Source organism: Devosia sp. SL43 (assembly GCF_021729885.1).
Classification (GTDB): Bacteria; Pseudomonadota; Alphaproteobacteria; order Rhizobiales; family Devosiaceae; genus Devosia.
The window spans coordinates 1,824,729-1,850,880 of sequence record NZ_CP063401.1 but is presented as its reverse complement, the minus strand read 5'-3'; the positions used below and the strand labels follow the sequence as shown (position 1 = coordinate 1,850,880).

At 63.8% G+C, this 26,152-nt stretch carries 33 protein-coding genes and 1 other RNA gene; 26 read left to right on the top strand and 8 right to left on the bottom strand.

The features are described from left to right. Nucleotides 1-66: 66 nt before the first annotated feature. Nucleotides 67-357 carry a hypothetical protein gene (locus IM737_RS09095; protein ID WP_236899596.1) on the bottom strand — a complete coding sequence of 97 codons (291 nt, stop codon included), beginning with the start codon at nt 355-357 and terminating at the stop codon, nt 67-69. 139 nt (nt 358-496) lie between these two features. Between IM737_RS09095 and IM737_RS09090 the strand changes: the two genes are divergently transcribed. Beyond that, nucleotides 497-1,531 carry a MerR family transcriptional regulator gene (locus IM737_RS09090; protein WP_236899595.1) on the top strand — a complete coding sequence of 345 codons (1,035 nt, stop codon included), beginning with the start codon at nt 497-499 and terminating at the stop codon, nt 1,529-1,531. Between the two features lie 3 nt (nt 1,532-1,534). Here IM737_RS09090 and IM737_RS09085 read toward each other — a convergent pair whose 3' ends face one another. The 4 genes from IM737_RS09085 to tkt form a co-directional block, all read right to left on the bottom strand. Then, nucleotides 1,535-2,068 carry a putative glycolipid-binding domain-containing protein gene (locus tag IM737_RS09085; RefSeq protein WP_236899594.1) on the bottom strand — a complete coding sequence of 178 codons (534 nt, stop codon included), beginning with the start codon at nt 2,066-2,068 and terminating at the stop codon, nt 1,535-1,537. After that, nucleotides 2,065-2,499, bottom strand: a complete 435-nt coding sequence (locus tag IM737_RS09080) for a hypothetical protein (RefSeq protein ID WP_236899593.1) — start codon at nt 2,497-2,499, stop codon at nt 2,065-2,067. The genes IM737_RS09085 and IM737_RS09080 overlap by 4 nt, the downstream gene beginning before the upstream one ends. 80 nt (nt 2,500-2,579) lie before the next feature. Continuing rightward, the gene (gap, locus tag IM737_RS09075; protein ID WP_236899592.1) at nt 2,580-3,587 is read right to left on the bottom strand and encodes a type I glyceraldehyde-3-phosphate dehydrogenase; all 1,008 of its coding nucleotides are present in this window, start codon (nt 3,585-3,587) and stop codon (nt 2,580-2,582) included. Between the two features lie 52 nt (nt 3,588-3,639). Beyond that, a complete protein-coding gene (tkt, locus tag IM737_RS09070; RefSeq protein WP_236899591.1) occupies nt 3,640-5,613 on the bottom strand; it encodes a transketolase in 1,974 nt (657 codons plus the stop codon). A gap of 206 nt (nt 5,614-5,819) precedes the next feature. Between tkt and IM737_RS09065 the strand changes: the two genes are divergently transcribed. Further along, entirely contained in the window at nt 5,820-6,107 is a 288-nt protein-coding gene (locus IM737_RS09065) for a DUF4164 family protein (RefSeq protein ID WP_236899590.1), read from the top strand. Between the two features lie 5 nt (nt 6,108-6,112). Beyond that, nucleotides 6,113-6,490, top strand: a complete 378-nt coding sequence (locus IM737_RS09060) for a cell division protein ZapA (protein WP_236899589.1) — start codon at nt 6,113-6,115, stop codon at nt 6,488-6,490. Here IM737_RS09060 and IM737_RS09055 read toward each other — a convergent pair whose 3' ends face one another. Next, nucleotides 6,491-7,384 carry a lytic transglycosylase domain-containing protein gene (locus tag IM737_RS09055; protein ID WP_272906556.1) on the bottom strand — a complete coding sequence of 298 codons (894 nt, stop codon included), beginning with the start codon at nt 7,382-7,384 and terminating at the stop codon, nt 6,491-6,493. It lies immediately after the preceding gene. Between the two features lie 112 nt (nt 7,385-7,496). Between IM737_RS09055 and IM737_RS09050 the strand changes: the two genes are divergently transcribed. From IM737_RS09050 to IM737_RS09020, 7 genes are all read left to right on the top strand, one after another. Continuing rightward, nucleotides 7,497-7,760, top strand: coding sequence for a type II toxin-antitoxin system ParD family antitoxin (locus IM737_RS09050; RefSeq protein ID WP_236899588.1), 264 nt, complete (start codon nt 7,497-7,499; stop codon nt 7,758-7,760). Between the two features lie 3 nt (nt 7,761-7,763). Next, nucleotides 7,764-8,051, top strand: a complete 288-nt coding sequence (locus IM737_RS09045) for a type II toxin-antitoxin system RelE/ParE family toxin (RefSeq protein ID WP_236899587.1) — start codon at nt 7,764-7,766, stop codon at nt 8,049-8,051. A gap of 36 nt (nt 8,052-8,087) precedes the next feature. Next, nucleotides 8,088-8,245, top strand: a non-coding RNA gene (gene ssrS, locus IM737_RS09040) — 6S RNA. Nucleotides 8,246-8,267: 22 nt separating this feature from the next. Then, complete coding sequence (locus tag IM737_RS09035) at nt 8,268-8,855, top strand: 5-formyltetrahydrofolate cyclo-ligase (RefSeq protein WP_236899586.1); 588 nt, start codon at nt 8,268-8,270, stop codon at nt 8,853-8,855. Next, entirely contained in the window at nt 8,852-9,676 is an 825-nt protein-coding gene (locus IM737_RS09030; protein ID WP_236899585.1) for a TIGR00282 family metallophosphoesterase, read from the top strand. Before IM737_RS09035 ends, IM737_RS09030 begins: the two co-directional genes overlap by 4 nt. 1 nt (nt 9,677) lies before the next feature. Further along, nucleotides 9,678-10,046 carry a SecDF P1 head subdomain-containing protein gene (locus tag IM737_RS09025; RefSeq protein WP_236899584.1) on the top strand — a complete coding sequence of 123 codons (369 nt, stop codon included), beginning with the start codon at nt 9,678-9,680 and terminating at the stop codon, nt 10,044-10,046. A 78-nt stretch (nt 10,047-10,124) separates the two neighbouring features. Beyond that, nucleotides 10,125-10,871, top strand: a complete 747-nt coding sequence (locus IM737_RS09020; RefSeq protein ID WP_236899583.1) for a YebC/PmpR family DNA-binding transcriptional regulator — start codon at nt 10,125-10,127, stop codon at nt 10,869-10,871. Between the two features lie 52 nt (nt 10,872-10,923). Here IM737_RS09020 and IM737_RS09015 read toward each other — a convergent pair whose 3' ends face one another. Both IM737_RS09015 and IM737_RS09010 read right to left on the bottom strand, forming a co-directional pair. Further along, the gene (locus tag IM737_RS09015; protein WP_236899582.1) at nt 10,924-11,706 is read right to left on the bottom strand and encodes a GGDEF domain-containing protein; all 783 of its coding nucleotides are present in this window, start codon (nt 11,704-11,706) and stop codon (nt 10,924-10,926) included. A 109-nt stretch (nt 11,707-11,815) separates the two neighbouring features. Then, entirely contained in the window at nt 11,816-12,505 is a 690-nt protein-coding gene (locus IM737_RS09010; protein WP_236899581.1) for a GGDEF domain-containing protein, read from the bottom strand. Nucleotides 12,506-12,733: 228 nt separating this feature from the next. On the opposite strand from IM737_RS09010, the gene ruvC reads away from it, so the two are divergent. From ruvC to tilS, 16 genes are all read left to right on the top strand, one after another. After that, complete coding sequence (gene ruvC, locus IM737_RS09005) at nt 12,734-13,240, top strand: crossover junction endodeoxyribonuclease RuvC (protein ID WP_236899580.1); 507 nt, start codon at nt 12,734-12,736, stop codon at nt 13,238-13,240. Next, nucleotides 13,237-13,854, top strand: a complete 618-nt coding sequence (ruvA, locus tag IM737_RS09000; protein ID WP_236899579.1) for a Holliday junction branch migration protein RuvA — start codon at nt 13,237-13,239, stop codon at nt 13,852-13,854. Before ruvC ends, ruvA begins: the two co-directional genes overlap by 4 nt. A 58-nt stretch (nt 13,855-13,912) precedes the next feature. Continuing rightward, complete coding sequence (locus IM737_RS08995; protein ID WP_236899578.1) at nt 13,913-14,176, top strand: AbrB/MazE/SpoVT family DNA-binding domain-containing protein; 264 nt, start codon at nt 13,913-13,915, stop codon at nt 14,174-14,176. Further along, complete coding sequence (locus IM737_RS08990) at nt 14,163-14,564, top strand: PIN domain-containing protein (RefSeq protein ID WP_236899577.1); 402 nt, start codon at nt 14,163-14,165, stop codon at nt 14,562-14,564. The genes IM737_RS08995 and IM737_RS08990 overlap by 14 nt, the downstream gene beginning before the upstream one ends. Before the next feature lie 2 nt (nt 14,565-14,566). Further along, nucleotides 14,567-15,595 (top strand): Holliday junction branch migration DNA helicase RuvB, encoded by a 1,029-nt coding sequence (gene ruvB / locus IM737_RS08985; protein ID WP_442874197.1) that lies wholly within the window; start codon nt 14,567-14,569, stop codon nt 15,593-15,595. Next, entirely contained in the window at nt 15,592-16,092 is a 501-nt protein-coding gene (locus IM737_RS08980) for an NUDIX hydrolase (RefSeq protein WP_236899575.1), read from the top strand. The genes ruvB and IM737_RS08980 overlap by 4 nt, the downstream gene beginning before the upstream one ends. 47 nt (nt 16,093-16,139) lie before the next feature. Next, nucleotides 16,140-16,898 (top strand): metallophosphoesterase, encoded by a 759-nt coding sequence (locus IM737_RS08975; RefSeq protein ID WP_236899574.1) that lies wholly within the window; start codon nt 16,140-16,142, stop codon nt 16,896-16,898. Continuing rightward, nucleotides 16,895-17,293 carry a tol-pal system-associated acyl-CoA thioesterase gene (gene ybgC / locus IM737_RS08970; RefSeq protein WP_236899573.1) on the top strand — a complete coding sequence of 133 codons (399 nt, stop codon included), beginning with the start codon at nt 16,895-16,897 and terminating at the stop codon, nt 17,291-17,293. Before IM737_RS08975 ends, ybgC begins: the two co-directional genes overlap by 4 nt. A gap of 227 nt (nt 17,294-17,520) precedes the next feature. Next, complete coding sequence (gene tolQ, locus IM737_RS08965) at nt 17,521-18,222, top strand: protein TolQ (RefSeq protein ID WP_236899897.1); 702 nt, start codon at nt 17,521-17,523, stop codon at nt 18,220-18,222. Between the two features lie 7 nt (nt 18,223-18,229). Continuing rightward, nucleotides 18,230-18,667 carry an ExbD/TolR family protein gene (locus tag IM737_RS08960; protein WP_236899572.1) on the top strand — a complete coding sequence of 146 codons (438 nt, stop codon included), beginning with the start codon at nt 18,230-18,232 and terminating at the stop codon, nt 18,665-18,667. Nucleotides 18,668-18,676: 9 nt separating this feature from the next. Then, nucleotides 18,677-19,843 carry a hypothetical protein gene (locus IM737_RS08955; RefSeq protein ID WP_236899571.1) on the top strand — a complete coding sequence of 389 codons (1,167 nt, stop codon included), beginning with the start codon at nt 18,677-18,679 and terminating at the stop codon, nt 19,841-19,843. Between the two features lie 52 nt (nt 19,844-19,895). After that, complete coding sequence (gene tolB / locus IM737_RS08950; protein ID WP_236899570.1) at nt 19,896-21,206, top strand: Tol-Pal system beta propeller repeat protein TolB; 1,311 nt, start codon at nt 19,896-19,898, stop codon at nt 21,204-21,206. A 193-nt stretch (nt 21,207-21,399) separates the two neighbouring features. Beyond that, nucleotides 21,400-22,653, top strand: coding sequence for a glycoside hydrolase family 27 protein (locus IM737_RS08945; protein ID WP_236899569.1), 1,254 nt, complete (start codon nt 21,400-21,402; stop codon nt 22,651-22,653). Between the two features lie 336 nt (nt 22,654-22,989). Next, nucleotides 22,990-23,478 (top strand): peptidoglycan-associated lipoprotein Pal, encoded by a 489-nt coding sequence (pal, locus tag IM737_RS08940; RefSeq protein WP_236899896.1) that lies wholly within the window; start codon nt 22,990-22,992, stop codon nt 23,476-23,478. A gap of 180 nt (nt 23,479-23,658) precedes the next feature. Next, nucleotides 23,659-24,690: a hypothetical protein gene (locus tag IM737_RS08935; RefSeq protein ID WP_236899568.1), complete on the top strand. Its 1,032-nt coding sequence runs from the start codon at nt 23,659-23,661 to the stop codon at nt 24,688-24,690. Beyond that, a complete protein-coding gene (gene tilS / locus IM737_RS08930; RefSeq protein WP_236899567.1) occupies nt 24,675-25,949 on the top strand; it encodes a tRNA lysidine(34) synthetase TilS in 1,275 nt (424 codons plus the stop codon). Before IM737_RS08935 ends, tilS begins: the two co-directional genes overlap by 16 nt. Nucleotides 25,950-26,152: the final 203 nt, after the last annotated feature.

The window sequence follows — 26,152 nt, the reverse complement described above, 5'->3', positions numbered from 1 at the left end:
CTCCGGTCTAGTCGCCGTGGCGTAGCAGAGGTGCGCGCAGGGGGGAAGGCAACGGGGCGAAAAATCTCAGGCTGCTGGCAGCAGCCCGCGCAGGGCGTGGCCGACAAAGAACAGCGGTATGCCCGCTATGGTCAGGCAGACCAGTCGGCCAAGGTCGTCGACAAGCACATGCCGGGCAAAGCCGTCGCTGGGCCAGGCGGCGAGGCCGACACGACGGCGGATGATGCGGTCGCGGATCAGCACATAGCTCGCGGTGAGCGCGGGTGGCAGCATCAGCATCGCCGGCTGGCCGGCAAAGCCGATCAGGACCGAGGCGACCGGCAGGCCGGCAAAGATGCGGCGCATGATGTGGAACATGGCTTTAGGCCCCCGCAACCATCAATGCGGCCCTTCTAGCCCGATCTGATGACTCTGGCACGACAACTGTTTGTGCCTTGACCCGTCCCCTGGGGCAGCCTCGATAGATCAGGCGGTCAGCAAACAGCGAGGCGATTCCATGCCCTCTTCCGCAGTCTTTCTCAATCCGACCCAGGCCGCCAAGCGGCTGGGTGTTTCCACCAAGGCGCTGCGCCTCTACGAGCAGCGCGGCCTGCTCTCGCCAACGCGCAGTGCCGCCGGTTGGCGCGCCTATGGGCCCGAGGCCATGGAACGGGCGAGTGAGATTGTTACGCTACGGCAGCTTGGCCTCAGCCTCGCACAAGTCGGACGGGTGCTCGGTGGCGAGCCCGGTGACCTCAGTGCGGCGCTGGCGGTGCATCAAACCAGGCTTGAGGGTCAGTCGCGGCAGATGAGCGAGACGCTCGCACGGGTGCGAGCGCTACGGTCGGACCTCGCGGCAGGCAAAGTGCCCGATGTCGGGGCGTTGACGGCAATTCTCGCCGAGAGCCAGGCGCCCGCCGTTGGCTTCGCGCTGCCGTGGCCCTGGGGCGGGGAGTGGTTCGAACTCGGCGCGCTGCAACCACTGAGCTTTATCATCGGTCCCCTGGGCAGCGGCAAGACGTGGCTCGCCATGCGGCTGGCCGAGGAATTGCCAGGTGGGCGCTTTGTTGGGCTGGATCGCGGCAACGGTGTCGAAGGCAGGCTGGCTGCCGATCCGGCTTTGCGGCAACGGGTGGATCAGGCCATGGCCTGGCTTGTCGAGGAGGGGGGAGCGGTTTCCGACGCCCTGCTCGCGCTGCTGACCGAAATCGAGGCTGAAGGCCCGCGTGTGCTGGTCGTCGACATGGTGGAGCAGGGGCTCGATCACGCGACGCAGGAGGCGCTGATCGCGCTGCTGCGGGCGCGCCGTTCGCCGAACCGCCCCCTCATGCTGATGACGCGCTCCAGCGCCATCCTTGACCTGGCCGCCGTCGGTCCGGACGAGGCGATCATCCTCTGTCCCGCCAATCACAGCCCGCCGACGCTGGTCGATGCCTATCCCGGCGCGCCGGGTTACGAGGCCGTCGCGACCTGCCTCGCCACACCAGAGGTGCGGGCGCGGACGGAAGGGGTGGTCGCCATGCGGCCGAGCCAAACCACTATTGCACAGTAGGTCTCACGCGCGCTCGAACAGGCCCGGGTAGCTCACGACGAGCCCGTCATCGTCCACTTCCAGCACCCGCTCGAAACCCTCGGCGCCCTGATAGCGAAAGTGGCGGCCGTCCAACTGCGTGTAGATTTGCACATCGCGGCGCACGGTCATCGCATCGCCGTCCACCCAAGCCATGCCGAAGCGTTGCGGCTGGCCCACGACCCAGTCGCAACGCCACAGCGGCAGTGAATTGGTCAGGGGCGTCGGCCAGATATCGATATCGATGCAGCCGCGCAGATCGGGCAGCGGCTCGGCACGGTCGTCCGACCAGTTGCCGGCACCGTCCGAGAACAGCTCCAATATCCTGCCATCGGTGCGCTCCAGCCGCGCGGTGCGCAGGTGGCCGTTCTCGTCGAGCTTGAGCCGGTAGAACAGGCCGTAGTCCGGCGTGATGATGGCGCCGCGAACCCGCGTATCGCGGCCATTGGCCACGACGTTGCATTGCTCCAGTGTCTCGGGGTCGAGGCCACGCCAGCGGATGGTTCGATCAAGGCTCATTGGACACCTGGCGAGCCAAAGAACCTTCCTTTAACAAAAGCCAGTTTGCGACGTTGTTCTGTGGTCAGCGGGTCCGAGAGAAACTCTGTCGGGCTCCAGATTGCGTTTCCCGCGTATAGCACAAACTGACCGACCTCGAATGGGATGCCGCAATCTCCACCGGAGCCCTGGAGCGCTTCAAAAATTGGTCCGAGGTTCCCCCTGATAGGGGTCTCTATGCTGAAGACGACTTCATCTTCTTTGTTGACGTTGTCTTGAATGGAAATCACGCGGCCGATGAATATCTCTTCCGCGTCGACAATCTTGTCTTCCCAGGTCGGGTGGGTCATGCCCGGGGGATAGTCCAACTGGCAGGCGAACGTACTAATCGGGGTAGCCAGACAAAGTGCGCCGATGAGCGCTGCCGCCATAAGCCTACTGGTTGTCTTCAAGGCGGCTATCTCCTGTAGCACTGAGCAGAAGATACGAAAGAGGGCGCCTCGGCGCCCTCAACAGTAGTCGTGTCGCGCTTCTACAGCGTCTTGCCCAGCGCAACGGCCGTATCGGCCATGCGGTTGGAGAAGCCCCATTCGTTGTCGTACCAGCTCAGGATCGACGCGAAATTGCCGCCCATCACCTTGGTCTGGTCGAAGGCCAGGGTCGAGGAATGGCTGTCGTGGTTGAAGTCGATCGAGACGTTGGGCTGGGTGGTGTAGCCCAGGATGCCCTTGAGCTCACCATCGGCATACCTCTTGACGGCGGCGTTGATCTCGTCGGCCGTCACATCACGGCTGGTGATGAACTTGAAATCGACGCAGGAGACGTTGGGGGTGGGGACGCGGATCGACACGCCGTCGAGCTTGCCCTTGAGCTCGGGCAGCACCAGGCCGATGGCCTTGGCAGCGCCGGTCGAGGTCGGGATCTGGCTGAGCGCAGCAGCACGGCCGCGATAGAGATCCTTGTGCATGGTGTCGAGCGTCGGCTGGTCACCCGTATAGGAATGGATGGTGGTCATCATTCCCTTCTCGATGCCGAATTCCTTGTGCAGGACATAGGCAACAGGCGCCAGGCAGTTGGTGGTGCACGAGGCGTTCGAGATCACCACGTCGTCCTTGGTGAGGCTCGCATGGTTGATGCCATAGACAATGGTCTTGTCGGCGCCGTCGCCAGGGGCCGAGATCACGACCTTCTTGGCACCGGCCTTGAGGTGGGCGCTGGCCTTTTCCTTGGAGGTGAAAATGCCTGTGCATTCGAGCGCGATGTCGACGCCCATGGCGGCATGCGGCAGCTCGGCCGGGTCGCGCACGGCGGTCACCTTGATCGGGCCACGACCCACATCGATGGTGTCGCCGGCAACGGTCACGGTGCCGTTAAAGCGCCCATGCACGCTGTCGAAGCGGAACAGGTGGGCATTGGTCTCGACTGGGCCGAGATCGTTGATGGCCACGACTTCGATATCGGTGCGGCCGGATTCGATGATGGCGCGCAGGACGTTGCGGCCGATGCGGCCAAAACCGTTGATGGCGACGCGGACTGCCATATTAGACGCTCCTAGGGAGGGAGGGAGTTAGGAAAGGGAGGGCAGCGCCGTCTTACAACTGCGCGGTGACGGCATCAACAACGGCTTTGGCCGTAATACCAAAGTGTTCGTAGAGCTTCTCGATCGGGCCCGACGCGCCGAAGCTGTGCATGCCGACAAAGCGACCCTTGTCGCCCAGCAGCTTGCTCCAGCTCATTTCGATGCCGGCTTCGATGGCGACGCGGGCTTTGGCATTGCCATAGAGCTCGGCCTTGTAGGCGTCCGACTGCTTGGCCAGCAGTTCCATCGAGGGAACTGACACGACCTTGGCGGCAATGCCTTGCACGGCCAGCAGCTTCTGGCCTTCGACGGCAATGGCGACTTCCGAGCCGGTGGCGAAGATCACGACGTCGGCGTTCTTGTCGCCTGATATGACATAGGCACCCTTGGCCGAGAGGTTTTCGGCCTGGTACTCGGTGCGCAGGGCCGGCAGGTTCTGGCGCGACAGGGCCAGTATCGACGGCGCAGTGGTGCTTTCCAGTGCCAACTGCCAGCATTCGAGGGCTTCCACAGCATCGGCCGGGCGGAAGACCAGCAGGTTCGGGATAGCACGCAGGGCCGTCAGGTGTTCCACCGGCTGGTGGGTCGGGCCGTCTTCGCCGAGACCAATCGAGTCATGGGTCATGACATAGATGGCGCGCTGTTCCATCAGCGCTGCAAGGCGGATGGCAGGGCGGGCATAGTCGGTAAAGACCATGAACGTGCCGCCATAGGGGATCAGGCCGCCATGCAGCGAGATGCCGTTCATGGCCGCGGCCATTTCGTGCTCGCGGATGCCGTACATCATGTAGCGGCCATTGTAGTTATCGGCCTGGAACGGCACCATTTCCTTGGTGTTGGTCAGGTTCGAATGGGTCAGGTCGGCCGAACCGCCCTGCGTCTCGGGCAGCACGGCGTTGATGACATCGAGCGCCATCTGGCTCGACTTGCGGGTCGCAACCTTGGGCTTATCCTCGACCAGCTTCTTCTTGTAGGCGTCCATGGCGGGGCCGAAGGCTGCCGGGAGGTCGCCCTTCATGCGGCGTTCGAACTCGGCCTTGTGCGCCGATGCGGCGAGGCGCGACTGCCATTCGCCACGGATGTTCTGGCTGCGGGTGCCGGCGGCGCGCCAGGTGTTGAGGATTTCGGCCGGGATTTCAAAAGCCGGATAGGTGATGCCCAGCGCAGCCTTGGCGCCTGCCAGTTCTTCGGCGCCGAGTGGGGCGCCATGCACCTTCTCAGTGCCGGCCTTCTTGGGGGCGCCGAAACCGATCGTGGTCTTGGCGGCGATCAGGGTCGGCTTGTCCGACTTCTTGGCCTGGAGCAGCGCCTTCTCGATGGCGTCCTGATCATGGCCGTCGATCTCGATGGTGTTCCACTGGCACGCCTTGAAGCGGGCGATCTGGTCGGTGGAGTCTGAGTTCGACACCGCGCCGTCGATGGTGATCGAGTTGTTGTCCCAGATCACGGTCAGCTTGTTGAGCTTGAGGTGGCCGGCCAGCGCGATGGCTTCCTGCGAAATGCCTTCCATCAGGCAGCCGTCGCCGGCCAGCACCCAGGTGTGGTGATCGACGATGTCGGAACCGAACTCGGCAGCCAGCTTGGCTTCGGCGACGGCAAAGCCGACCGAATTGGCCAGACCCTGGCCGAGCGGCCCGGTGGTGGTCTCGATGCCCTGGGCGAAATGGTATTCCGGATGGCCGGCGGTCTTGGAGCCGAGCTGGCGGAAGTTCTTGACCTGGTCGATGGTCATGTCCTCGTAGCCGAGCAGGTAGAGGCTGGAATAGAGCAGCATCGAGCCGTGGCCTGCCGAGAGGATGAAGCGGTCGCGGTCAGCCCACTTGCTGTCCGCGGGATCGAACTTCATAACCTTGGTGAACAGCACCGTCGCGATATCGGCACAGCCCATGGGCAGGCCGGGATGGCCGGAATTGGCTTTCTCGACCGCGTCCATCGACAGGGAGCGGATCGCATTGGCCAAATCGTTCTGCTGGGCTGTGTTCGTCATCGGGCAAACCGCTTTCTGAGGCTGGAAAACTGGGGAGAAGAGGCGCCGGAAGCCTCCTCCCAAAGGCGGGTTCGAGGCATAACAGGTTCGGATTGCCTGTCAATGACAAGGCCAGCTTCGCCGGTTGCACACAAGGTTGCATTGCAGCTAGTGCTGGGGCACGCTGTGGGCGCTGGAATCGCCGCAGGTTGAGGACCGTAGTAGCAATGAGTGACACGGAACTTGAAGACGGTCTTGCCGCCGCTACGGCGCGGTTCGATCGCGCCATGGCGCGGCTCGACAATTCGGTCAAGAATCTGAGCACTCGCCTACGTCAGCACAATCGCATTGAAATCGATACGCAACGCCTGGTGCATGAGCGGTCGCGGCTGGCCACCGAACTCGACAAGGCCGCCGCGCGCGCCAAGCGGCTCGACGACAGCGCGCATGATGTGTCGCGCCGCTTGGTGGAAGCCATGGAAACGGTGCGCGAAGTCCTGGCCAAGGCGGAGTAGCTGATATGCCCGAGGTCAATGTCGAGATCAACGGCCGCAAGTATCGCATGGCCTGCGAAGAGGGTCAGCAGAAGCGTCTGATCGGGCTGGCCGAGCGGCTCAACGGCCATGTTGAATCTCTCAAGGGCGTCGTCGGTGAAATCGGCGACAACAGGCTGACTGTCATGGCTGGCATTGCCGTTGTCGACGAGCTGGCCGAGGCCGAGCGCAAGATCAAGGAACTGGAGCGGGAGGTTACCGTGCTGACCCGTGCCGGCCAGGAAGTGGCTGCCGAAATTGAGGCACTGGAAGGCAAGTTTGCCGGCAAGCTGGCCGAAGCCGCCAAGGCGCTCGAAGGCGTTGCCGGCGTGCTCGACGAAACCTCGCCGCTGCCGCATTCCTGACTATTCGTTGCGCCGTACCAGGCAGGCGCCACCCTGCGCGGTCAGCGCCGAGCAGAAGGCATTTGCCTGTTCGCGATCGGGAAACCCCACCTGCGCTGCATAGCGCAATCGCGTGCCCAGGCTGAGGTTCCGGCCGGTGATGAATAGCATGTCGTGCCCGTCGAACAGCTCGGCATACCGGGCCCGAACGCGCGTGAACGCGGCGCGCGCGATTTCGGGCGAGAAGTTCTCGGCAATCAGCACGCCCCAGGGCTGCCACTCGCCTGACTTGGCCATGATGGTGGGGATGGCAACGCGGCTGGCCATGTCGGCGCAGGCTTGGGCAAAGGGTTTGTCCGGGTGGAGGTCGTAGTCGACCGCCGCGATGTCGCTGCGCCAGTAGTCGATGGACTGCCCGGTGATGACGGAAACGAAGCCGCGTGTCTCGGCCGCCACGCCGCCTGCTCCGGCAAGGAAGTCGGAGATGCGGCGTTCGCCGCCATTATAGGCGGCCGCCGCCAGGCCCAGATTGCCGAACTTGATCTCCAGGAACCGCAGGTATTCGGCCGATCGAAACAGCGCCTCGACCGGATCGAACGGGCTCTGCAGCGAGCGCAGTGCGGCCGTCGATGGGATGAACTGGGCGATGCCCTGGGCACCTGCGGGACTGATGGCGTTGGGATCGAACCGGCTCTCCTGCCAGATCAGCCGGGCAAAGAAGGCCGGTGGCAGCATGTAGTGATCGGCATAGGTCTCGATCGCAGCGCAGACATCGGCGACATAGCTATCGGCGGCGATGCAGACCGACTGGCCAATATAGGTGCCGCATCGGGGCGCCTCGGGCGGGGTGGCCGCATCCTCTGCTGTGGCTGGCCCGACCATCAACAACAGGATCGTCGCGAGGGCCAGCCGCATTGTCACACCTCGCTTTGCTGGAGACATAGTGGTGGTCGTCGGCGGGGAGAGCAAGTGGTCGGGCATTGGCAATCTTTGCCAAATGTCCTAAAATGTCGGCAAGGAGTTCGACATGGCCACGATGAACATATCCCTGCCCGACGCAATGAAAGCCTGGGTGGAAGAGCAGGTCCAGACCGGCCGCTATGGCAACAGCAGCGACTATGTCCGCGATCTGGTCCGACGCGACCAGGAGCGAGCGGAGGCGCGCCAGAAGCTGCAACAAATCGTGGATGATGCGTTGGCGAGTGGGATCGTCGAGATCAGCCGGGATGAGTTGGTAGAGCGCGTCATGTCTCGCGCGAAGGCGGCCGCCGAAGCGCGCAAGTCGGCGTAAGCAATGGCTTGGCGGTTCGTTGACGATGCGGCCGTGGATATGCAGCACGTTGCGGAAGACGGGATACTCAACTTCGGTGACAACCATGCCCGAATGTACACGCTGAAGGTCGTCGAGATGTTCGACCAGCTCGCGGCGATGCCCTATTTGGCTCGTGAGCGTCAGGCTGCCAACAGCCTCGTCCGCCTCATGACCTGCGGCTCGCAGAACATCCTCTACATCGTCGAGAACGAGGATGTGATCGTCCTGCGTGTGTTACATGGCCTGCAAAACTGGTTCGAACTGCTCTGACGGCCCTTTGCACTCTGCGCTAAAGCGCCTATATCTTGCTAGCTGCCCGGTGCGTGAGGATACCAATATCCCCGGGGCCTTAATCGATCTCTAGGGAGCTGTCCCTGACCGGACCCGTGGGTTCGGACATACGGCGCCCACCTACGTAAGTAGGTTCCCGGGATCGCTTATCCCACGGCCAGGGTGGCCCCTATTTTCGAGAGTGCAGCGCGGCGCATGGTTGACGACAAGATCGAAGAAGCCAAGGCCGCGCTGCGGATCAAGGCACATGCGGCCCGCGCCGCCCTGCCGCAGGCCGATCGGGCTGATGCCGCGCGGGCGGTTACGCATCATTTCTTTGAAGGCATTGCCCTGCATGCCGGCGACGTCGTGGCCGCCTATTGGCGCATCCGCGACGAGCTCGATTGCCAACCCATTCTGGTGCGGCTGATGGACAGGAACCAAATCGTTGTCCTGCCCGTGGTGCTCGGCCCCGATGAACCGCTCGACCTGCGCGTCTGGGAGCAGGGGGCCTCGCTCTACGAGGCCGGCTTCGGCACACTGGCACCGTCCGAACTTGCGCCCAAGGCCGAGCCTGACATCGTCATCATGCCCCTACTTGGATTTGACAGGCTGGGCACCCGCCTTGGCTATGGCGGCGGCTACTATGACCGCACGCTGGCAAGCATGAAGAAGAAGCCAAAGCTGATTGGCTTGGCCTTTGCGGCGCAGGAGCTGGACGCCATTCCGCGCGAAGCCCATGACGTGCCGCTCGACGCCGTCGTCACCGAAGCCGGTATTCGCCATTTCGGCAATTCCGCATGAAGCTATTATTTCTGGGTGACGTGGTGGGCCGTTCCGGCCGGGATGCCGTTGCCGAGCGGTTGCCCGGTATCATCGAGCGCTATGGCTTCGACTTCGTCGTCATCAATGGCGAGAATGCCAGCCATGGTCGCGGCCTGACCGAGCCGCATTTCAAAAGCCTGCGTGATGCCGGCGCCGATATCGTGACCCTGGGCGACCACGCCTTCGACCAGCGCGACACGCTCAGCTATATCGAGCGCGAGACCACGCTGATCCGTCCGATCAACATGGCTCCGGGCACGCCGGGCCGCGGTGCGATGTTCATCGAGGGCCGAAACGGCCACCGCGTGCTTGTCATCAACGCGCTGGGCCGCGTCTTCATGGGGCCGGTCGACGATCCATTCCGCGCCGTCGAGGCCGCCGTCGCCGCTTGTCCGCTGGGCGAGCAGGCCGATGCCATCATCGTGGATTTCCACACCGAGGCGACCTCGGAAATCCAGGGCATGGGCTTTTTCATGGACGGACGGGTGAGCCTCGTGGTCGGCACCCACACCCATATCCCCACCTCTGATCAGCGTATCCTCAAGGGCGGCACCGCGCTGATGGCCGATGCCGGCATGTGCGGCGATTTCGATTCCATCATCGGCGTCGAGGCCGACGAGCCGCTCAACCGGTTCCTCACCGGTATTGCCAATGGCCGCTTTACCCCTGCCGAAGGGGAGGCGACGCTGTGCGGCGTGGCTGTCGAAACCGATCCGCGCACGGGGCTGGCCACAAGGGTGCTGCCGGTACGCATAGGTGGGTCGCTGGCGCAGGCCGAACCCGATTTCGCGGAGGAATAGCATGCGCTTTCTCACTCGTTTTATCATCGCTTGCCTGATGCTTCTTCAGCCCGTGCTGGCGGCCGATTTCGAACTCGCCGTGGCGAGCGCGAAAGCCACGTTCGACCCGATCTCGGCTCAGCCAAGCATCGAGGTCACATTGACCCCGGAGGCGGCCAAGGTGTTTGGTGAGCTGACCACTGATAATGTCGGCAATGTCATCGAGCTGCGTGTCGATGGGGAACTGCTGACTTCCCCCACCGTGCGCAGCCCCATTCTGGGTGGCATGCTGATGATCACTGGCGAGCTGAGCCAGGCCGATGCCAAGGCCATCGCCGAGCGCCTCGCCGAAGACGGCGCCCGGATCGTGCTGACGCCGATCCCGCACTAGCCCGACTTCACAAGCGTCGCGCGCTTGCCTATAACGCGCCACCACATTTCAGCATTCTTACCACGAGGGGAGTGACCGATGGCCGGCCATTCACACGCCAAAAACATCATGCACCGCAAGGGCAAGTCCGACGCGGCGCGCTCCAAGGTCTTTTCCAAGCTGGCTCGCGAAATCACCGTGGCCGCCAAGATGGGCATGCCCGACCCGGCCTTCAATTCGCGCCTGCGCCTGGCGGTGGTCAATGCGCGCGCCCTCTCCATGCCCAAGGACAACATCGATCGCGCCATCAAGAAGGCGATCGGGTCGGATGGCGAGAACTATGACGAGATCCGCTACGAGGGCTATGGCCCGGGCGGCGTCGCCGTCATCGTCGAGACGCTGACCGACAACCGCAACCGCACCGCCTCCAACGTCCGCTCCTATTTCTCCAAGAGCGGCGGCGCCTTGGGCGAAACCAACTCGGTTGGCTTCATGTTCGACAAGGTCGGCGAGATCACCTATCCGCTCAAGGCCGGCTCGGAAGACAAGGTCATGGAAGCGGCCATCGAGGCGGGCGCCGACGACGTCGAGAGCGACGAGGAAGGCCACTACATCACCACCTCCTTCGAGGCGATGGTGGAAGTGGCAGCAGCCCTGGAAAAGGTGCTGGGCGAGGCCGAATCGGTCAAGGCCATCTGGAAGCCGCAGACCAATACGCCCATCGATGCCGACAAGGGCGCTTCGCTGATGAAGCTGATCGCGACGCTCGAAGAAGACGACGACGTGCAGAACGTTTATTCGAACTTCGAGATGAGCGACGAAGACGCGGCCAAACTCGAGGCCTGATTGTGGCAGGCGGCGACTAATGTCCGGGCGGTGCCAATGGCGCCGCCCTTTTTCATGCCGTGCGCTTGAGGTCGATGAACGGATGGTCCGCTACATGGACGACGGTCGCGCGGTTGCGGCCGGTCTGCTTGGCACGGTAAAGCCGCTGGTCGGCAATGCGGAAAAGCTCGGAAAAACTGGCTGGCCCTTCGAAGACCGCGCCGCCAATGCTGACCGACAGCAGGCGCTGGCGACCATCGGGCGCAAACACCGCCAGGTTGACCGAGCGGCGGATGCGTTCGGCGATCATCTCGGCGCCGCGCTGATCGACACTGGGCAGATAGACGCCGAATTCTTCCCCACCCATGCGACCGACCAGATCGCCATTGCGCAGGACGGCGCGTATGGAGCGGGCGATGATGGTCAGGGCCTCATCGCCGGCATCATGGCCAAACAGGTCGTTGATGGCCTTGAAGTTGTCGGCGTCGATCATCAGCATGGCCCCGGTGGCGTGGGGTTCGCGCTGCGCCAGCAGCGTTGTGACTTTGCTGGTGAATGCACCCCGGTTCAGACAGGTCGTGAGGCTATCGGTACGGGCGACAAGGCCCAGCCGCAGGTTGGTGATGGCGAGGCCGCGCAGCCGCATGCTCATATAGAAGAACAACGGCACGCCCAGCAGGATGGGCAGCACGATGGCGCTGAAAATGGCGCGTTGCAGGGCCAGGGTGCCCAACCCATCAAAGATCACTGCGTTGAAGGTGACGCAGACCAGGACGCAGGCCATGGTGCCGAACAATGTCCACCGCCCAACGCTGGACCAGCTCTGCATTGCGGTCAAAGTCTTGGAAGGCAGCATGAGCAAAAAATCTCCGGCTTCTCAAAAAGTGCTTGTCCGATGCCGGGGCGCCGGAATGGAGCGGTCAAAAGCGAGGCGGCAGAAATCAGGCTGGCGGGATCCCCATCGCTCAGGCGGCCTGCATCATGGCGACGCGGTCGCGGCCGGTGTTCTTGGCGTCGTATAGACGCTGGTCGGCCAGGCGGTAGAGGTCGGAAAATTGCGTGCTGGTGGTATAGGCGGCCCCGCCAATGCTCACCGAGAGCGGGCAGGTTACGTCGTTGGGCATAAATTGGATGCTCGAGACGGCATGGCGGACGCGTTCGGCCACATGATCGGCAGCGGCAAGATCGGCGCCGCGCAGGAAGATCCCGAATTCCTCGCCGCCCAGGCGCCCGACCACGTCGGTGCTGCGGACAGCCGAGCGGATGGCATCGGCAATCTGGCGCAGGGCTTCATCACCGCTGTCGTGTCCGAAGCGGTCGTTGACGCTCTTGAATTCGTCGGCGTCAACGATCAGCAGCGCGCCGCCTTCATTGTCAGCAGTCCGGCGATCCAGATGTCGCATCACCAGGCCGGTGAAGGCGCCACGGTTGAGGCAGGTGGTGAGCCAGTCCGTCGAGGCCAGGTGCACCAGCTGCTGGTTGGCGTGGCGCAGCTGTTCGTGCTTGTGCATCAGGAAGAACACCATCGGACCACCAAGAGCCAGCGGCATCACGATCGAAACCGCGAGCCCCTGCACATTCACGCCCGCCGAGAAGGTCTCCATGATCATGTTGGTGAAGATAACTGACAGCGCCACCGAAACTGCGGTGATCATTGCCGTCGTCCGCTGGATTCGCAGCCACGCCCGCTTCGGTAGCTCAGTCCCAAGTCCCGTCATCAATACTGTCCCTGCATTCCCACGGGGGAAGCTAGGGCCGCCTGTTGAAGATGGTGTTTGCGCGATAGATTCAATTTTATCGGTCCATGGGTTTTCCACTGATCCTGTTGCCTTTTTGTTCACATAGGGCTTGGTAGGCTGGGTGCCGCTCAATAAGGATTGCGCATGAACCTCGTTACGCGAATCATCGGCATCGATCCGGGCCTGCGCCGTTGCGGCTGGGGCGTTATCGAGACCCAGGGCAATCGCCTGACCTTCGTCGCGGCCGGCACGGTGACACCGCCGGTCGATGGCTCGCTGGCTGAGCGGCTGGCCTTGCTGTTTGCGGGGCTGGGTGAGGTGCTTGACCGCTTTGCGCCGCATGAGGCTGCGGTGGAAGAAACCTTCGTCAATGCTGGCGCGCGCTCCGCGCTGCTCCTGGGGCAGGCGCGCGGCGTGGCGTTGCTGGCGCCAGCTGCACGTGGCCTGCTGGTCGCCGAATATGCCGCCAACCTCGTCAAGAAGTCCGTTGTCGGGACGGGTCATGCCGACAAAGGACAGATCCAGTTGATGGTCAAGACGCTGCTGCCGGCAGCAGATTTCAAGGGCGCTGACGCTGCCGATGCGCTGGCCATCGCCATCTGCCACGCGCATCACCGCGTTTCCAATCAACGCCTGAGGGCCATTGCATGATCGGCAAGCTCAAGGGTCTGGTCGACAGTTTCGGCGACGATTTCGTGCTGATCGACTGCGGCGGCGTCTGCTACGAGGCCTTTTGCTCAAGCCGCACGCTGCAGGCGCTCCCTCGAGTTGGCGAGTCAGCGGTGGTGTTCATCGAGACCATCGTCCGCGAGGACATGATCCGCCTCTATGGTTTTTCGAGCGAAGGCGAGAAGGGCTGGTTCAACCTGCTGATGACCGTGCAGGGCGTTGGCGCGCGGGTGGCGCTGTCCATTCTCTCGGCGCTGTCGCCCGCTGAACTGTCCAGCGCCATTGCGCTGCAGGACAAGGCCATGGTTGGCCGCGCCAATGGCGTGGGGCCCAAGCTTGCTGTGCGGCTGGTCACCGAACTCAAGGGCAAGGTCCCGTCAGGCCCGGGCATCGATGCTGGCACGCTGGGCCTCCAGGCAGCGCTAGGCGAAGGCGTGGCACCGTCGGCGATCACTGACGCCGTCTCGGCGCTGACCAATCTGGGCTATTCCAGCGCGCAGGCCTCGGCGGCCCTCGCCAGGATTGTGGCCCGTGAGGGCGATGGGATTAAGACCGAGACGCTGATCCGTATGGGATTGCGGGAGCTGAGCTCTTGATGGCCTTGTTTTATCCGCAACTCCTTACTATTTTGATTTGGTAAGGAGATCGTCTTACATGGCAACGGCAACTGTTACAAGCAAGGGCCAGATGACCTTGCCTAAGGATGTCAGGGATGACCTTGGACTAAGGCCGGGCGACAAAGTGGAGTTCATCAAGCGGGACGGCAGATACATCATCATGCCCCGCAATGTTCCAGTCGCCTCGCTGGCGGGCATCTTGGGTAAGTCGCCGGCTGGTTCGATGTCGATCGATGAAGAAGAGGAAGCCTACGCTGCGGCGCTGGCGGAAGACGACGAGCGTATTCGTGCTGGGCGTTGATACCAACGTCCTTGTTCGTTTCCTGGCCGCTGATGACGACATGCAGTCGAAGCAGGCAAAGCTGCTCATGGGCAATCTCGACAACCAGCCCATTCGGATAAGTCTCATCGTCCTTGCGGAGGCATTCAACGTATTGACCAAGGTGCGTAAGTTTCCCATGGACGCGGTCCATGAAGGCTATCGGCAACTGCTGCGTAGCCCGGGCATCGAGGTTGAAGATCCGCGGCTGGTGTCTCGTGCCTTGGGTCTGGGACAACTCGCTCGCTGCGGCTTCAACGACGCGCTCATTGCCCTGCAGAACCAGACGGCTGGTTGCAGCACGACCGCGACGTTCGACCGAAAGGCGACACGCCTGGATGCCATGACCGCAGTAGAGGGGCTCCTGTGACCCTGACTTCCCCCGCCGCCGGCCGTGACGATCCGCTCGATGTCTCCCTGCGCCCATCCGGATTTTCCGAGTTCGTCGGCCAGGCCGCCGCGCGGGCCAATCTCGAGGTCTTCATCCAGGCGGCCAAGCAGCGCGGCGCGGCGCTTGACCACGTGCTGTTCGTCGGTCCGCCGGGGCTGGGCAAGACGACGCTGGCGCAGATCATTTCGCGCGAACTGGGCGTCGGCTTCCGGGCCACGTCCGGTCCGGTCATTGCCAAGGCCGGCGATCTGGCGGCATTGCTGACCAATCTCGAAGAGCGCGATGTGCTCTTCATCGACGAGATTCACCGGCTCAACCCGGCGATCGAGGAAATCCTCTATCCGGCGATGGAGGATTTTCAGCTCGATCTGATCATCGGCGAGGGCCCTGCCGCCCGCTCCGTCCGCATCGATCTGGCCAAGTTCACCCTGGTCGGCGCCACCACCCGCGCCGGTCTCCTCACCACGCCGCTGCGTGACCGCTTCGGCATTCCAGTGAGGCTCAATTTCTATACGCCCGAGGAGCTGGTGCTGATCGTGCAGCGCGGTGCGCGCCTGCTTGGCATGCCCATGGCGCCCGATGGGGCGATGGAGATTGCGCGTCGCTCGCGCGGCACGCCGCGTATTGCGGGGCGACTGCTGCGCCGGGTCACCGATTTCGCGCTGGTGGAGAATGCCGGCGAGATCACCCGGGCCATTGCCGACAAGGCGCTGCTGCGGCTTGATGTCGACGCGCGGGGCCTCGACCAGCTCGACCGGCGCTATCTGACGACCATTGCCGATTTCTACAATGGTGGCCCGGTCGGCATCGAGACCATTGCTGCGGCGCTCTCGGAGCCACGCGATGCCATCGAGGAAATCGTCGAGCCCTATCTGATCCAGCAGGGCTTCATCCAGCGCACGCCACGCGGCCGCATGCTGACAGGCGCTGCCTTCCAGCACCTGGGAAAAATCGTGCCGCAGGGCTTTGTCGGCATGCAGGCGAGCCTGTTCGAGGAGCCCGAAGAATGAGCGACCGCCACATCATCAGCTTCCCCATCGCCGGGCAGCGCTTCAATTATCGGGTCGCCGGCATCATCATTGTCGATGGCCACGTCTTGATCACCAGCGAGGATGATGACGACTATTTCATGCTGCCGGGCGGGCGCGTCGAGCTGGGTGAACCCAGCCACCTCAGCCTCGAACGCGAGATCGCCGAAGAGTTGGACATGCCCGGCGAGGTCGGCGCGCTGGTGGCTACCTCGGAGAGTTTCTACCACCGGGTCGGCGAGGACTTCCACGAACTCGGGTTCTTCTACGCCGTGCATCTGCCCGGCCAGGCGCCAAACGGACAGTCGCCCTGGCTAATGCGGCATGATGAGGGGCATGAGCTGAAATTCCACTGGGTGCCGCTGGCCGGCGATGCCCTGGAAACGGTCAACCTGCTGCCCCGCTGGCTGCCCGACTTTCTGCGCAATCTGCCGAGCCATCCGGCGCATATCGTCCACGACGAGCGAGCCCCGGCTTGACCCACGTCGCCCGTTATCAGCCACGGTTGGCCAATTGGTCCCCCGGCATGCGGCTCCGCATCGCCGTTCTGACCGATTTCCACGCCTGCACGCCCTTCATGGATGCGGCGCGGCTGCGCGCCATCTGCGCCGAGGCCAATGCGCTCAACCCCGATATCATCCTGCTGCTGGGTGACTATGCCGCCGGTCCGCGCTTCAGCCGCGATCTTCGCCCGAAGGAATGGGCCGCCGAACTGTCCACACTTCAGGCACCGCTGGGCGTCCATGCCGTACTCGGCAATCACGACTACGACGGCTATCGGCGCGCCGATCTTCCCGCCGGGCGGATCACGACTGCCGAGGCTGCCCTGCAGGGGGTGGGCATCCCGGTCTATACCAACCAGGCGCAGCGCATCGCCACCCCCGGCGGAGCGTTCTGGCTGGCGGGTCTGGGCGACCAGTTCGCTTTCGAGCCGCGCCACTCCGATCATGGCCGCGGTCTGGGCGTCGACGACCTCGACGGCACCCTGGCGCAGATCGATGGCGACGAACCCATCATCCTGATGGCGCATGAGCCCGACCTGTTCCCCGACACACCCGATCGCGTGGCGCTGACGCTGTCGGGCCATACTCATGCCGGTCAGGTCCGGCTGTTCGGACAGACGCCGGTGGTGCCGTCGCGCCATGGCAGCCGATATGTGCATGGCCACTACGTCGAGGGGCAGCGCCACCTGATCGTCAGCGCTGGTCTGGGCTATTCCGGCTGGCCGATCCGGCTGGGCACGCGCCCCGAAATCGTGCTGGTCGAACTGGGTGGCACCACATGACGCAGCACCGCTTTCCGGTCCGCATCTACTACGAAGACACCGACTTTTCCGGCAATGTCTATCACGCGGCCTATCTCAAGTTCTTCGAGCGCGGCCGCACCGAATTCCTGCGCGATGAGGGGATCCACCATTCCGAACTGGCAGCGCAGGGCATCGCCTTTGCTGTCCGCTCGATGGATATCCAGTTCGATGGCGCCGCCCATATCGACGATCTGCTGACGGTCACGACGGAAGTCGCCGCCATCAGCGGGGCGCGGCTGACGCTGACCCAGTCCATTCTGCGCGATGAGACGGTGCTGACGCGTGCCACGGTCATGGTTGTGGCCATCAAGACATCAGGCGGCCCGGCGCGGATGCCGCGGGCGATCATCGAGCGGTTTGGTACCAAAGCTTAGTGGGTGGCATCATGCCCGCCATGCAGCTGCCACAGTCCCTCGGACTCCATTTGTTAACCAGTTCTTGACCATAATTGCGGCAAAGCGATCACGTGCTCGTATGTCGGTCCGCAAAGGCCCGGTAAACCGGGCATTTCTCTTAATTTTGACAGATTTCGACCCCATCGCCTGATGCTAGTGGGTCGGTCGATACGAACCGGGCCGAAAAGGATCACGACATGGAAGCCATGGATGCTGTGGGGGCCGTTGCTCCGCACACCGATTTGTCCATATGGGGCCTGTTCTGGGCCGCCGACTGGATCGTCAAATCGGTGATGATCGGGCTGCTGGGCGCCTCGATCTGGTGCTGGGCCATCATCGTGGACAAGACAATCACCTATCGCCGTACCAATAGCGAAATGAACCGGTTCGAGCGCACATTCTGGTCCGGCCAGTCGCTGGAAGAGCTCTATCAGCAGCAGGCCGAGAAGCCTTCGGGCGGCCTCGGCGCGGTGTTCGTCGCTGCGATGAAGGAATGGAAGCGCAGCCACGAGCAGAATGCCGCTAGCTTCGTCGGTATGCAGCAGCGCCTCGACAAGGTGCTCGATGTCGCGATTGCCCGCGAGAGCGAAGCCCTCGAAAAGCGCCTCGGCTTCCTCGCCACCATCGGCTCGGCCGGCCCGTTTATCGGCCTGTTCGGTACGGTCTGGGGCATCATGAATGCCTTCACCGCCATCGCAGCCTCGTCCAACACCAGCCTTGCCGTCGTCGCCGGCCCCATCGCCGAGGCGCTGTTCGCCACCGCCATTGGCCTCGTTGCCGCTATCCCGGCGGTTATCGCCTATAACAAGCTCTCCGCTGACGCCTCCAAGATGATCGGGCGCCTTGAGGGCTTTGCCGACGAATTCTCCACCATCCTTTCCCGCCAGCTCGAAGCGCGGAGCCGCTGATATGGCGATGGGTGTTTCAGCAGGTGGCGGAGGCGGGGGTCGCCGTCGTCGCGGCCGCAAGAAAGCGGTGATGAGCGAGATCAACATCACGCCGATGGTCGACGTCATGCTGGTGCTGCTGATCATTTTCATGGTCGCCGCGCCGATGATGACCGCTGGCGTGCCGATCGACCTGCCGACCTCGTCGGCTGCAGCCATGCCCAACCAGGCCGATCCGGTCACCGTCGGCGTCACGCCAGACGGCGCGGTCTATATCGACGAGACGCCGGTTGCTGAAGGCGAGTTGATCAATCAGCTCAACACAATGGGCGTCAACGGCGCCGAGGATCGCATCTTCCTGCGCGGCGATACCAGCGCCAACTATGGCGCAGTCATGCGGGTCATGGGCCTGCTGTCGGCTGGAGGCTTTTCCAAGATCGGCCTCATTACGCAGCCGGATCAGTAGTCCAGTCCGATGCGTACCGGCGTAACCGTCTCGATCGTTGCCCACCTCGCGGTTCTCACCATAGGTCTCATCAACCTGGGGTTTGCGGAGCCTTTGACGCCGGTTGTCGAGTCGATTGCAGTCGATCTAGTGCCCATCGAAGAATATGCCAATATCCGCGCCGGCCAGCTCGACAGCACCGTCGTCGAGACCGATACGCCCTCGATCGTCGAAGACGATCAGCCGGCCGAGGTCGCCCAGCCTACCGGCAATACCGAGCAGGACCAGCCGACCCCGTCGCCCGCCGATCTGCCAACGCCGGCACCCGTGACCAATAGCGCCCCTGCGCCACAGGCGACGCCCGAGCCGACGCCGGAACCCGAGCCGGAGCCGACCCCGGCACCCGAGCCCGAACCGACTCCGGAACCAGAGCCCACTCCCGAGCCTGCCCCGCAGCCGGAGCCAGTGCCCGAGCCAACACCCGAACCCGTGGTTCCGCCCACGCCGCAGACCCGGCCGACGCCGGTCGCCACGCCTGCTCCTGCACCGGAGCCCGAACCTGCGCCTGAGCCTGAACCTGAACCACAGCCGGAGCCCGAACCTGAGCCGACGCCGCCCGAACCGACGCCGGAGCCGGTGACGCCGGCTGTCGCGGCCCCCGTTCCGGCATCGCGCCCGAGCAATCTGGCCCAGTTGCGCGAGCAATTTGCTGCCGCCGAAGCCGAGCGCAAGAAGCGTGAGGAAGAGGAGCGGGTTCGCCAGGCGGCTGCGGCGGAGCAGGTCGAACAGGAACAGCCAGCGCCGCAGCTCGATGCGACACTTGCCGACGACATTTCCAACATCATCAATCGGGACGACACAACGGGAGCGACGACAGGCCAGGGCGGCTCGCCGACACTGGGCGATACGACAGGCACGTCGGCTACCCTAAGTGCAACAGCGATTGGGGCCTTGTCAGCGCAGATCAAGGGATGTCTGGTCATGCCGATAGGCGCGCCGGAAATGGGCTCCACTGCTAAAGTGGATGTCATTTTCGACGCCCAGGGACAGCCCAGCGCGCCAAAGCTGGCGAGCGAAGTATCTGACTCGACTACTCTGGCCTATGCAAATGCGGCCATGCGCGCGGTGAGCGCCTGCGGTCCATATGTGATGGCGGCAGGCATGAACGTTCGCCTCAACTTCGACGCGAGAGAATAATATCGGGTTCTTCAAACCCCACCGACACAAGAGACAATTCAAGGCACGGCAAATGACACTCGTAACACGTCGACACACACTCAAACTCGGCCTAGCGGCCGGCGCTATTCTGGCGGCCGGCGGTACGGCTTCAGCGCAGGTCGAAGTAGATGTGCGTGGTGGTAACTTTCAGCCGCTGCCGATCGCTGTCCCGGATTTCGCGTCGTCCGATCCGACCTTCGGCCGCGAAATCGCTGATATCGTGCGCAACAATTTGCGCCGTTCGGGGCTGTTCCTGCCGCTCGATCCGGCATCGCTCCCGGTCGCTGTCGGCGACGTCAATGCCACCCCGGATTTCAATGTGTGGCGCACTGCCAATGTCGACGCGTTGGTCATGGGCGGCGTCGAACGTGGTGGCACGATCTCGTCCTCGGTCCGTGTCTGGGACACGCGGCAGGCGGCGCAGGTGGTCGGCCAGAGCTACAATACCGATCCAAATTCCTCACGACGGGTCGGGCACATCATTTCCGACGCCATCTACACAGCGCTGGCCGGCGGTTCGGGCTATTTCGATACCCGCGTCATCTACACGGCGGAAAGCGGCCCCAAGGCCAATCGCGTGCGTCGCCTCGCCATCATGGATCAGGACGGCGCCAATGTGCAGTACCTGACCGACGGCAGCTCGATGGCGCTGACGCCGCGCTTTTCGCCCAATGGCGACATGGTCGTCTACATGAACTTCGCCGAGGGCAATCCGCAGGTCTATCTGCTGCAGCTGTCGACCGGCCGTCAGCAGCGCCTGGCCAATGTCGGCGCCATGACCTTCGCGCCCCGCTTCTCGCCCGATGGTGGCACGGTGGTGTTCTCGGTCGAACAGAGCGGCGCGACCAACATCTACTCCGTGGGCACTGGCGGCGGCAGCCCGGCCCAGCTCACCTCGGGCGCGGCCATCGATACCGGTCCGTCCTTCTCGCCCGATGGCTCGCGCATCGTGTTCGAAAGCGATCGTGGCGGCTCGCCGCAGATCTACATGATGGGTGCTGGCGGCGGTAATGCCCAGCGTATCAGCTTCGGCCAGGGCAGCTATTCGACCCCGGTCTGGTCGCCGACGGGCGACATGATCGCCTTCACCCGCCAGTCGGGCGGCCAGTTCAATATCGGCGTCATGAACCCGGACGGGTCCAACGAACGCATGCTCTATTCGAGCTTCCACGCCGAAGGCCCAACCTGGGCCCCGAACGGCCGCGTCATCATGTTCTTCCAGGATCCGGGCGGCAATGACGGCCCCAAGCTGATGAGCGTCGACATCTGGGGCCGCAACCTGCTCACCATCCCGACCGAGAGCTATGCCAGCGATCCGGCCTGGTCGGGCTTGCGGGCTTAGTCCGAAAACTTGGGCTCTTGCCCACCCTCCCCCTTGAGGGGAGGGTAGCGCAGCTTGGCCGCAGGCCATAGCGAAGCTGGGGAGGGGGTCGTTTTAGTGGACTGCCGACGGACCCCCACCCTCGATCCCTCCCCTCAAGGGGGAGGGAAGGTCGACTGAATAGTCGCGCTTGTTTTCAAGATCAGGTGTCTCCATGACCATCCTCGCCCCGACCCCGCCCATGGGCTGGAACAGCTGGAACAGCTTTGCCACCACGATCAACGAGGCGCAGGCGCTGGAAACAGCTGCCATCATGGCCGACAAGCTGCTGCCGTCGGGCTATGATGTCTTCACCATCGACATCCAGTGGTACGAGCCGGCAGCGCAGAGCTACACCTACAATGCCAAGCCCGTCCCGACGATGGACGGCTATGGCCGGGTGACGCCGGCGCTCAACCGCTTCCCCTCAGCCGCCAATGGTGCCGGCTTCAAGCCCATCGCCGACAAGGTCCACGCGCTGGGTCTGAAATTCGCCATCCACATTATGCGCGGCATCCCCAGGCTCGCAGTCGAGCAGAACCTGCCAGTCCTCGGCACCAATCTCCACGCCGCCGATATCGCCGACACCTCCAGCATCTGCAGCTGGAACCCTGACATGTACGGCGTCGACATGAGCAAGCCTGGCGCTCAGTCCTATTACGACTCCATCTTCGCGCTCTACGCCTCCTGGGGCGTCGACTTCATCAAGATGGACGATATGAGCCGGCCCTACGATGCGCATGCGCCCGAGATCGAGGCCTCCGCGCTGGCGGCCCGCAACTCTGGCCGACCGATGGTGCTGTCGCTGTCGCCCGGCGAAACGCCGCTGCTGCGCGGTGCCCATGTGCAGCAACATGCCCAGATGTGGCGCATCAGTGACGATTTTTGGGACGAATGGGCCATGCTCGATGCCCAGTTCACCCGTCTCGAAAACTGGAACCCCTGGCGCCAGCCAGGCGCCTGGCCCGATGCCGACATGCTGCCGCTCGGCCGTCTCGCGCTCGGCGACCGCGACACCAATTTCACGCCCGACGAGCAGCAGACGCTGATGACCCTGTGGTCCATCGCCCGCTCGCCGCTGATCATGGGCGGCGACCTGCGCCATCTCGACGAGGCCACGCTGGCCCTTCTGACCAATGCCGAAGTGCTCGCGGTCAACCAGAGCTCCACCGACAACCGGCCGCATTTCGAGCTGGACGGCACGCGCATCTGGAGCGCCCGGGCGGAGAATGGCGATCACTACCTGGCGCTGTTCAATACGTCCAAGGCGGAGAAAGTGGTGCCGTTCAAGCTCTCGCGGCTGGGTGTAACCGGCACGGTCGCCGTGCGCGATCTGTGGGCCGGGCGGGACGTTGGCATTGTCTCCGGCGATGTCTCCGCGACGCTGCCAAGCCATGGTTCGGCGCTCTACCGGCTATCGTCCGCCTGACAACCAACACCCACGATGTCATCCCGGCGCAGGCCGGGATCCAGGTCCGTGGCTACCCGCAGCATCCAGATTGCGGTTGGCTCGCCGCATGGATTCCGGCCTTCGCCGGAATGACATCGTGGCAGTGGCGGGCAACAGTGCGCCCACCCCACTTAACCTTAACGTGAACGCCCCCATATCCTGTGGCAATTCAGCACCATCACGAAAAAGCCAGGATTCCCGCCACATTCGCGCCGCGATAGGACAAGATTAACCTTCCTGGAAAACCCGGCCTTAAGATTAAGCGCGGTAAATGCCGTACTTAAGATTATCGCCTTTCAGGAGCTCCCCGTGGTCATTACCGCACCCCTCAACACCGCATTGCGCGCTGCCGCCATGCTGCTTTTCGTCGTGGTCATTGCGGCCTGTTCGCGCACGCCCAACACCATGCCGACCGGTGTCGGCAATCTCGGGCCGGGCGGTGGCGCTCCGGGCAGCCAGCAGGAATTCCTGGTGTCGGTCGGTGACCGCGTGTTCTTCGAAACCGATTCGAGCTCTCTGACCTCGGAAGCCTCGGCCACCCTCGACAAGCAGGCTGCCTGGCTCAACCAGTACCAGAACTACCGCATCATGATCGAAGGCCATGCCGACGAGCGCGGTACCCGTGAATACAACATCGCCCTGGGCGCCCGCCGCGCTTCGGTCGTGGTGAACTACCTGGTGTCGCGTGGCGTCAACCAGGCCCGCATAACCAGCCAGTCCTTCGGCAAGGAACGCCCGGTGGCGATCTGTAACGACATCTCCTGCTGGTCGCAGAACCGCCGCGCGGTCACCGTCGTCCAGTAACAATAAACCGGCTCTGCCCTAGGGCGGAGCCGAAGCGATCCAGTGCAAACTGGAGGCAAGAGCGCCCGGAGCCGCGTAATTGGCCCGGGCGCTTTCTTTTGACCAAAATTTGCCTTTATCCGCGTGCCTTCGAAGGTTCATGGTTCCTTGCCATAAGGCAGGACGACTGGAGGCAGTTTCTTGAAGACGACCAAATCCACCAAGGCGCGCATGGGTGTGGCCTTTGCCGCCGCGTTGGCCATCGGGATCGCAACCCCGGCGCTGGTCAATGCCGCCATCTTCAACACGCCGCCGGCCAATGTCGGGCAGGTGCGCAGCGACGAGCAGGCGCCTATCCTCGTAGCCCAGGGCCAGGACGTGGCGCAGCTGCTGGTGCGCCTGCAGCAGCTCGAAGAGCAGAACCGCGTGCTCAATGGCCAGGTCGAAGGCCTGACCTTCCAGCTCACGCAATTGCAGGAATTGGTCAGCCGCAACGAGGCGCGCCTGCAGGCACTTGAAAGCGGTGCCGGCCCAAAACCTGATGCGGCAACCCAACCCGGCAGCGTGACGCAGCCCGAGGCGTTGCCGCAGGACCCCAATGCCGTGCCAACCGACGCCAACGGCGTGCCGCTGACTGTCATCCCCGAACAGGGCGTACAGCCGCTGCCGGGCGAAGCTGAGTTCGATCCGACCTTTGACGAAGGCGCAGCCGCGCCGATGGATGATGTCGGCAATTCCGCCGATCCGCTGGTTGGCACTGGCGCCAGCGGCGGTGTCGATCTGAACACCGGCCAACCCATCGACCTGAGCTATGATCCGGCTGCCGCCAATACCGGCAATCCGGACGCAGATGCGCAGTTCGCCGCCGGCTATCAGGCCCTGGCCGCGGGCGATTATGCCTTTGCGGAAGACCAGTTCAGCCAGTTCCTGTCGCTTTACCCCGACAACGCGCAAGCGCCGGATGTCGCCAGCTTCCTGGGCGATGCCCTGATGCAGCGATCAGCTTACAATGAAGCGGCCGATGTCCTGCTCAAGGCCTATCAGGCCGCGCCATCCAGCCCGCGTGCCCCCGACCTGCTGATCAAGCTCGGTGCGTCCATGGCCGGGGTCGGGGAGCGCGAGGTCGCCTGCCGCACCTTCGCACAGGTAGAGGCCACCTATACCAGCCTCACGCCTGAGTTGGCAGCACGTCTGGCTGCCGAAAAGACTGGAGCCGAATGCCCGCCCGCCTAGCACCTGACATCGCGTCGCCAGCGGGCCTCCAAGCGCTGTTCGCCGGGATTGCCGGCGAACCTGCCATTGGCCTGGCCGTTTCCGGCGGTGCCGACAGCCTGGCGCTGCTGCTGCTGGTACAGCGCTGGGCGGCGGACCGCCCCAATCCACCGCGGCTCCACGTCTATTCGGTCGATCATGGCCTGCGGCCCGAAGCATCAGGCGAAGTCGCCATGGTGCTCGATCTCGCGCGCTCGCTCGACCTGGCGGCTACAGGGCTGGCCTGGACCGGCGAGAAGCCGCAGAGCGGGGTGCAGGAAGCGGCTCGCATCGCGCGCTATCGTCTGATGGGTGCAGCCATGGCTGCCGACGGCGTCGGCCTGCTGCTGACGGCGCATCATCGCAACGATCAGGCTGAGACCGTGCTGATGCGCATGGCCCATGGCAGCGGCATCGAGGGCCTGCGGGGCATGGCGCCAATTGCCGAAGTCGAAGGCATCCGCGTGCATCGCCCGCTGCTCGATATCGACCCCGAGGCCCTGCGCGCCGTGGTGGTTGCGGCGGGCCTGATCCCTGCTGACGACCCGTCCAATGTCGATACGCACTACGAGCGCGTGCGCTGGCGCCAGGCCATGCCCGGTCTGGCCGAGCTGGGCCTCGATGCGGCCACCATCGCAACCTTCGCCGAGCGTATGGCTGAGGCCGATGCCGCCATCGCGCAGATGGCCGATGGCTGTTTCAGCGAAATTGTGCGGCTTGATGGCTTTGGCGCCGCGCGCATTGAGCTGACGCCACTGGTTGGCCTCTCGCCAGCCATCTCGACGCGCCTGCTGGGTCGCGTGCTCAATATCGTCGGCGGACGGCAAAAGCCGCGCGCATTGGGTCAGGTCGAGCGGCTGCGCCAGACCATCGCTGAAGCGGGCCTGCCCAAGGCGACCACCGTGTTGGGCTGTGTCATCCGCATCAAGGATGGCGCCGTGATCGTGGCCCGCGAGCCGGGCCGGGTCTTGCCGCCCGACTCAATTCTGCCCCCGCATGGCGAACTGGTCTGGGATGAACGCTTCCGCATCATCAACGGCTCGGACGAAGCCGGCCTGACCGCCAGCGTGGCCGATTACCTTCCGCGCCACCGGCTGGAGGAGTTTTTGGGTTTCAAGGTCACGGCCCCAGCGGAGGCCATCCGCACGGCGCCGATCGTTCGGGATGCAGCCGGCGGGGTGCTGGCGCTAGGCGGCTGGTCGTTCGACGAACGCATCAAGGTGCAGTTGCTGATCGATTGAGGGCGCGTGCGCCGATCTCGCAGTCAACTCCGGTTATCCCCCTTATCCCCACCGGCAAATCGGCGCGTACAGTGTGCCCGTCGCCCGCGTAGGAGCCCGGTCATGACGAGTGATCTGCGCTGGGGATAGTCGGGGATGGGAGGTCGCTTCCATCGAGCGGGGGGAATCTGGCAGCTGCGCTTGCGATACAGCGTACCTGGTCC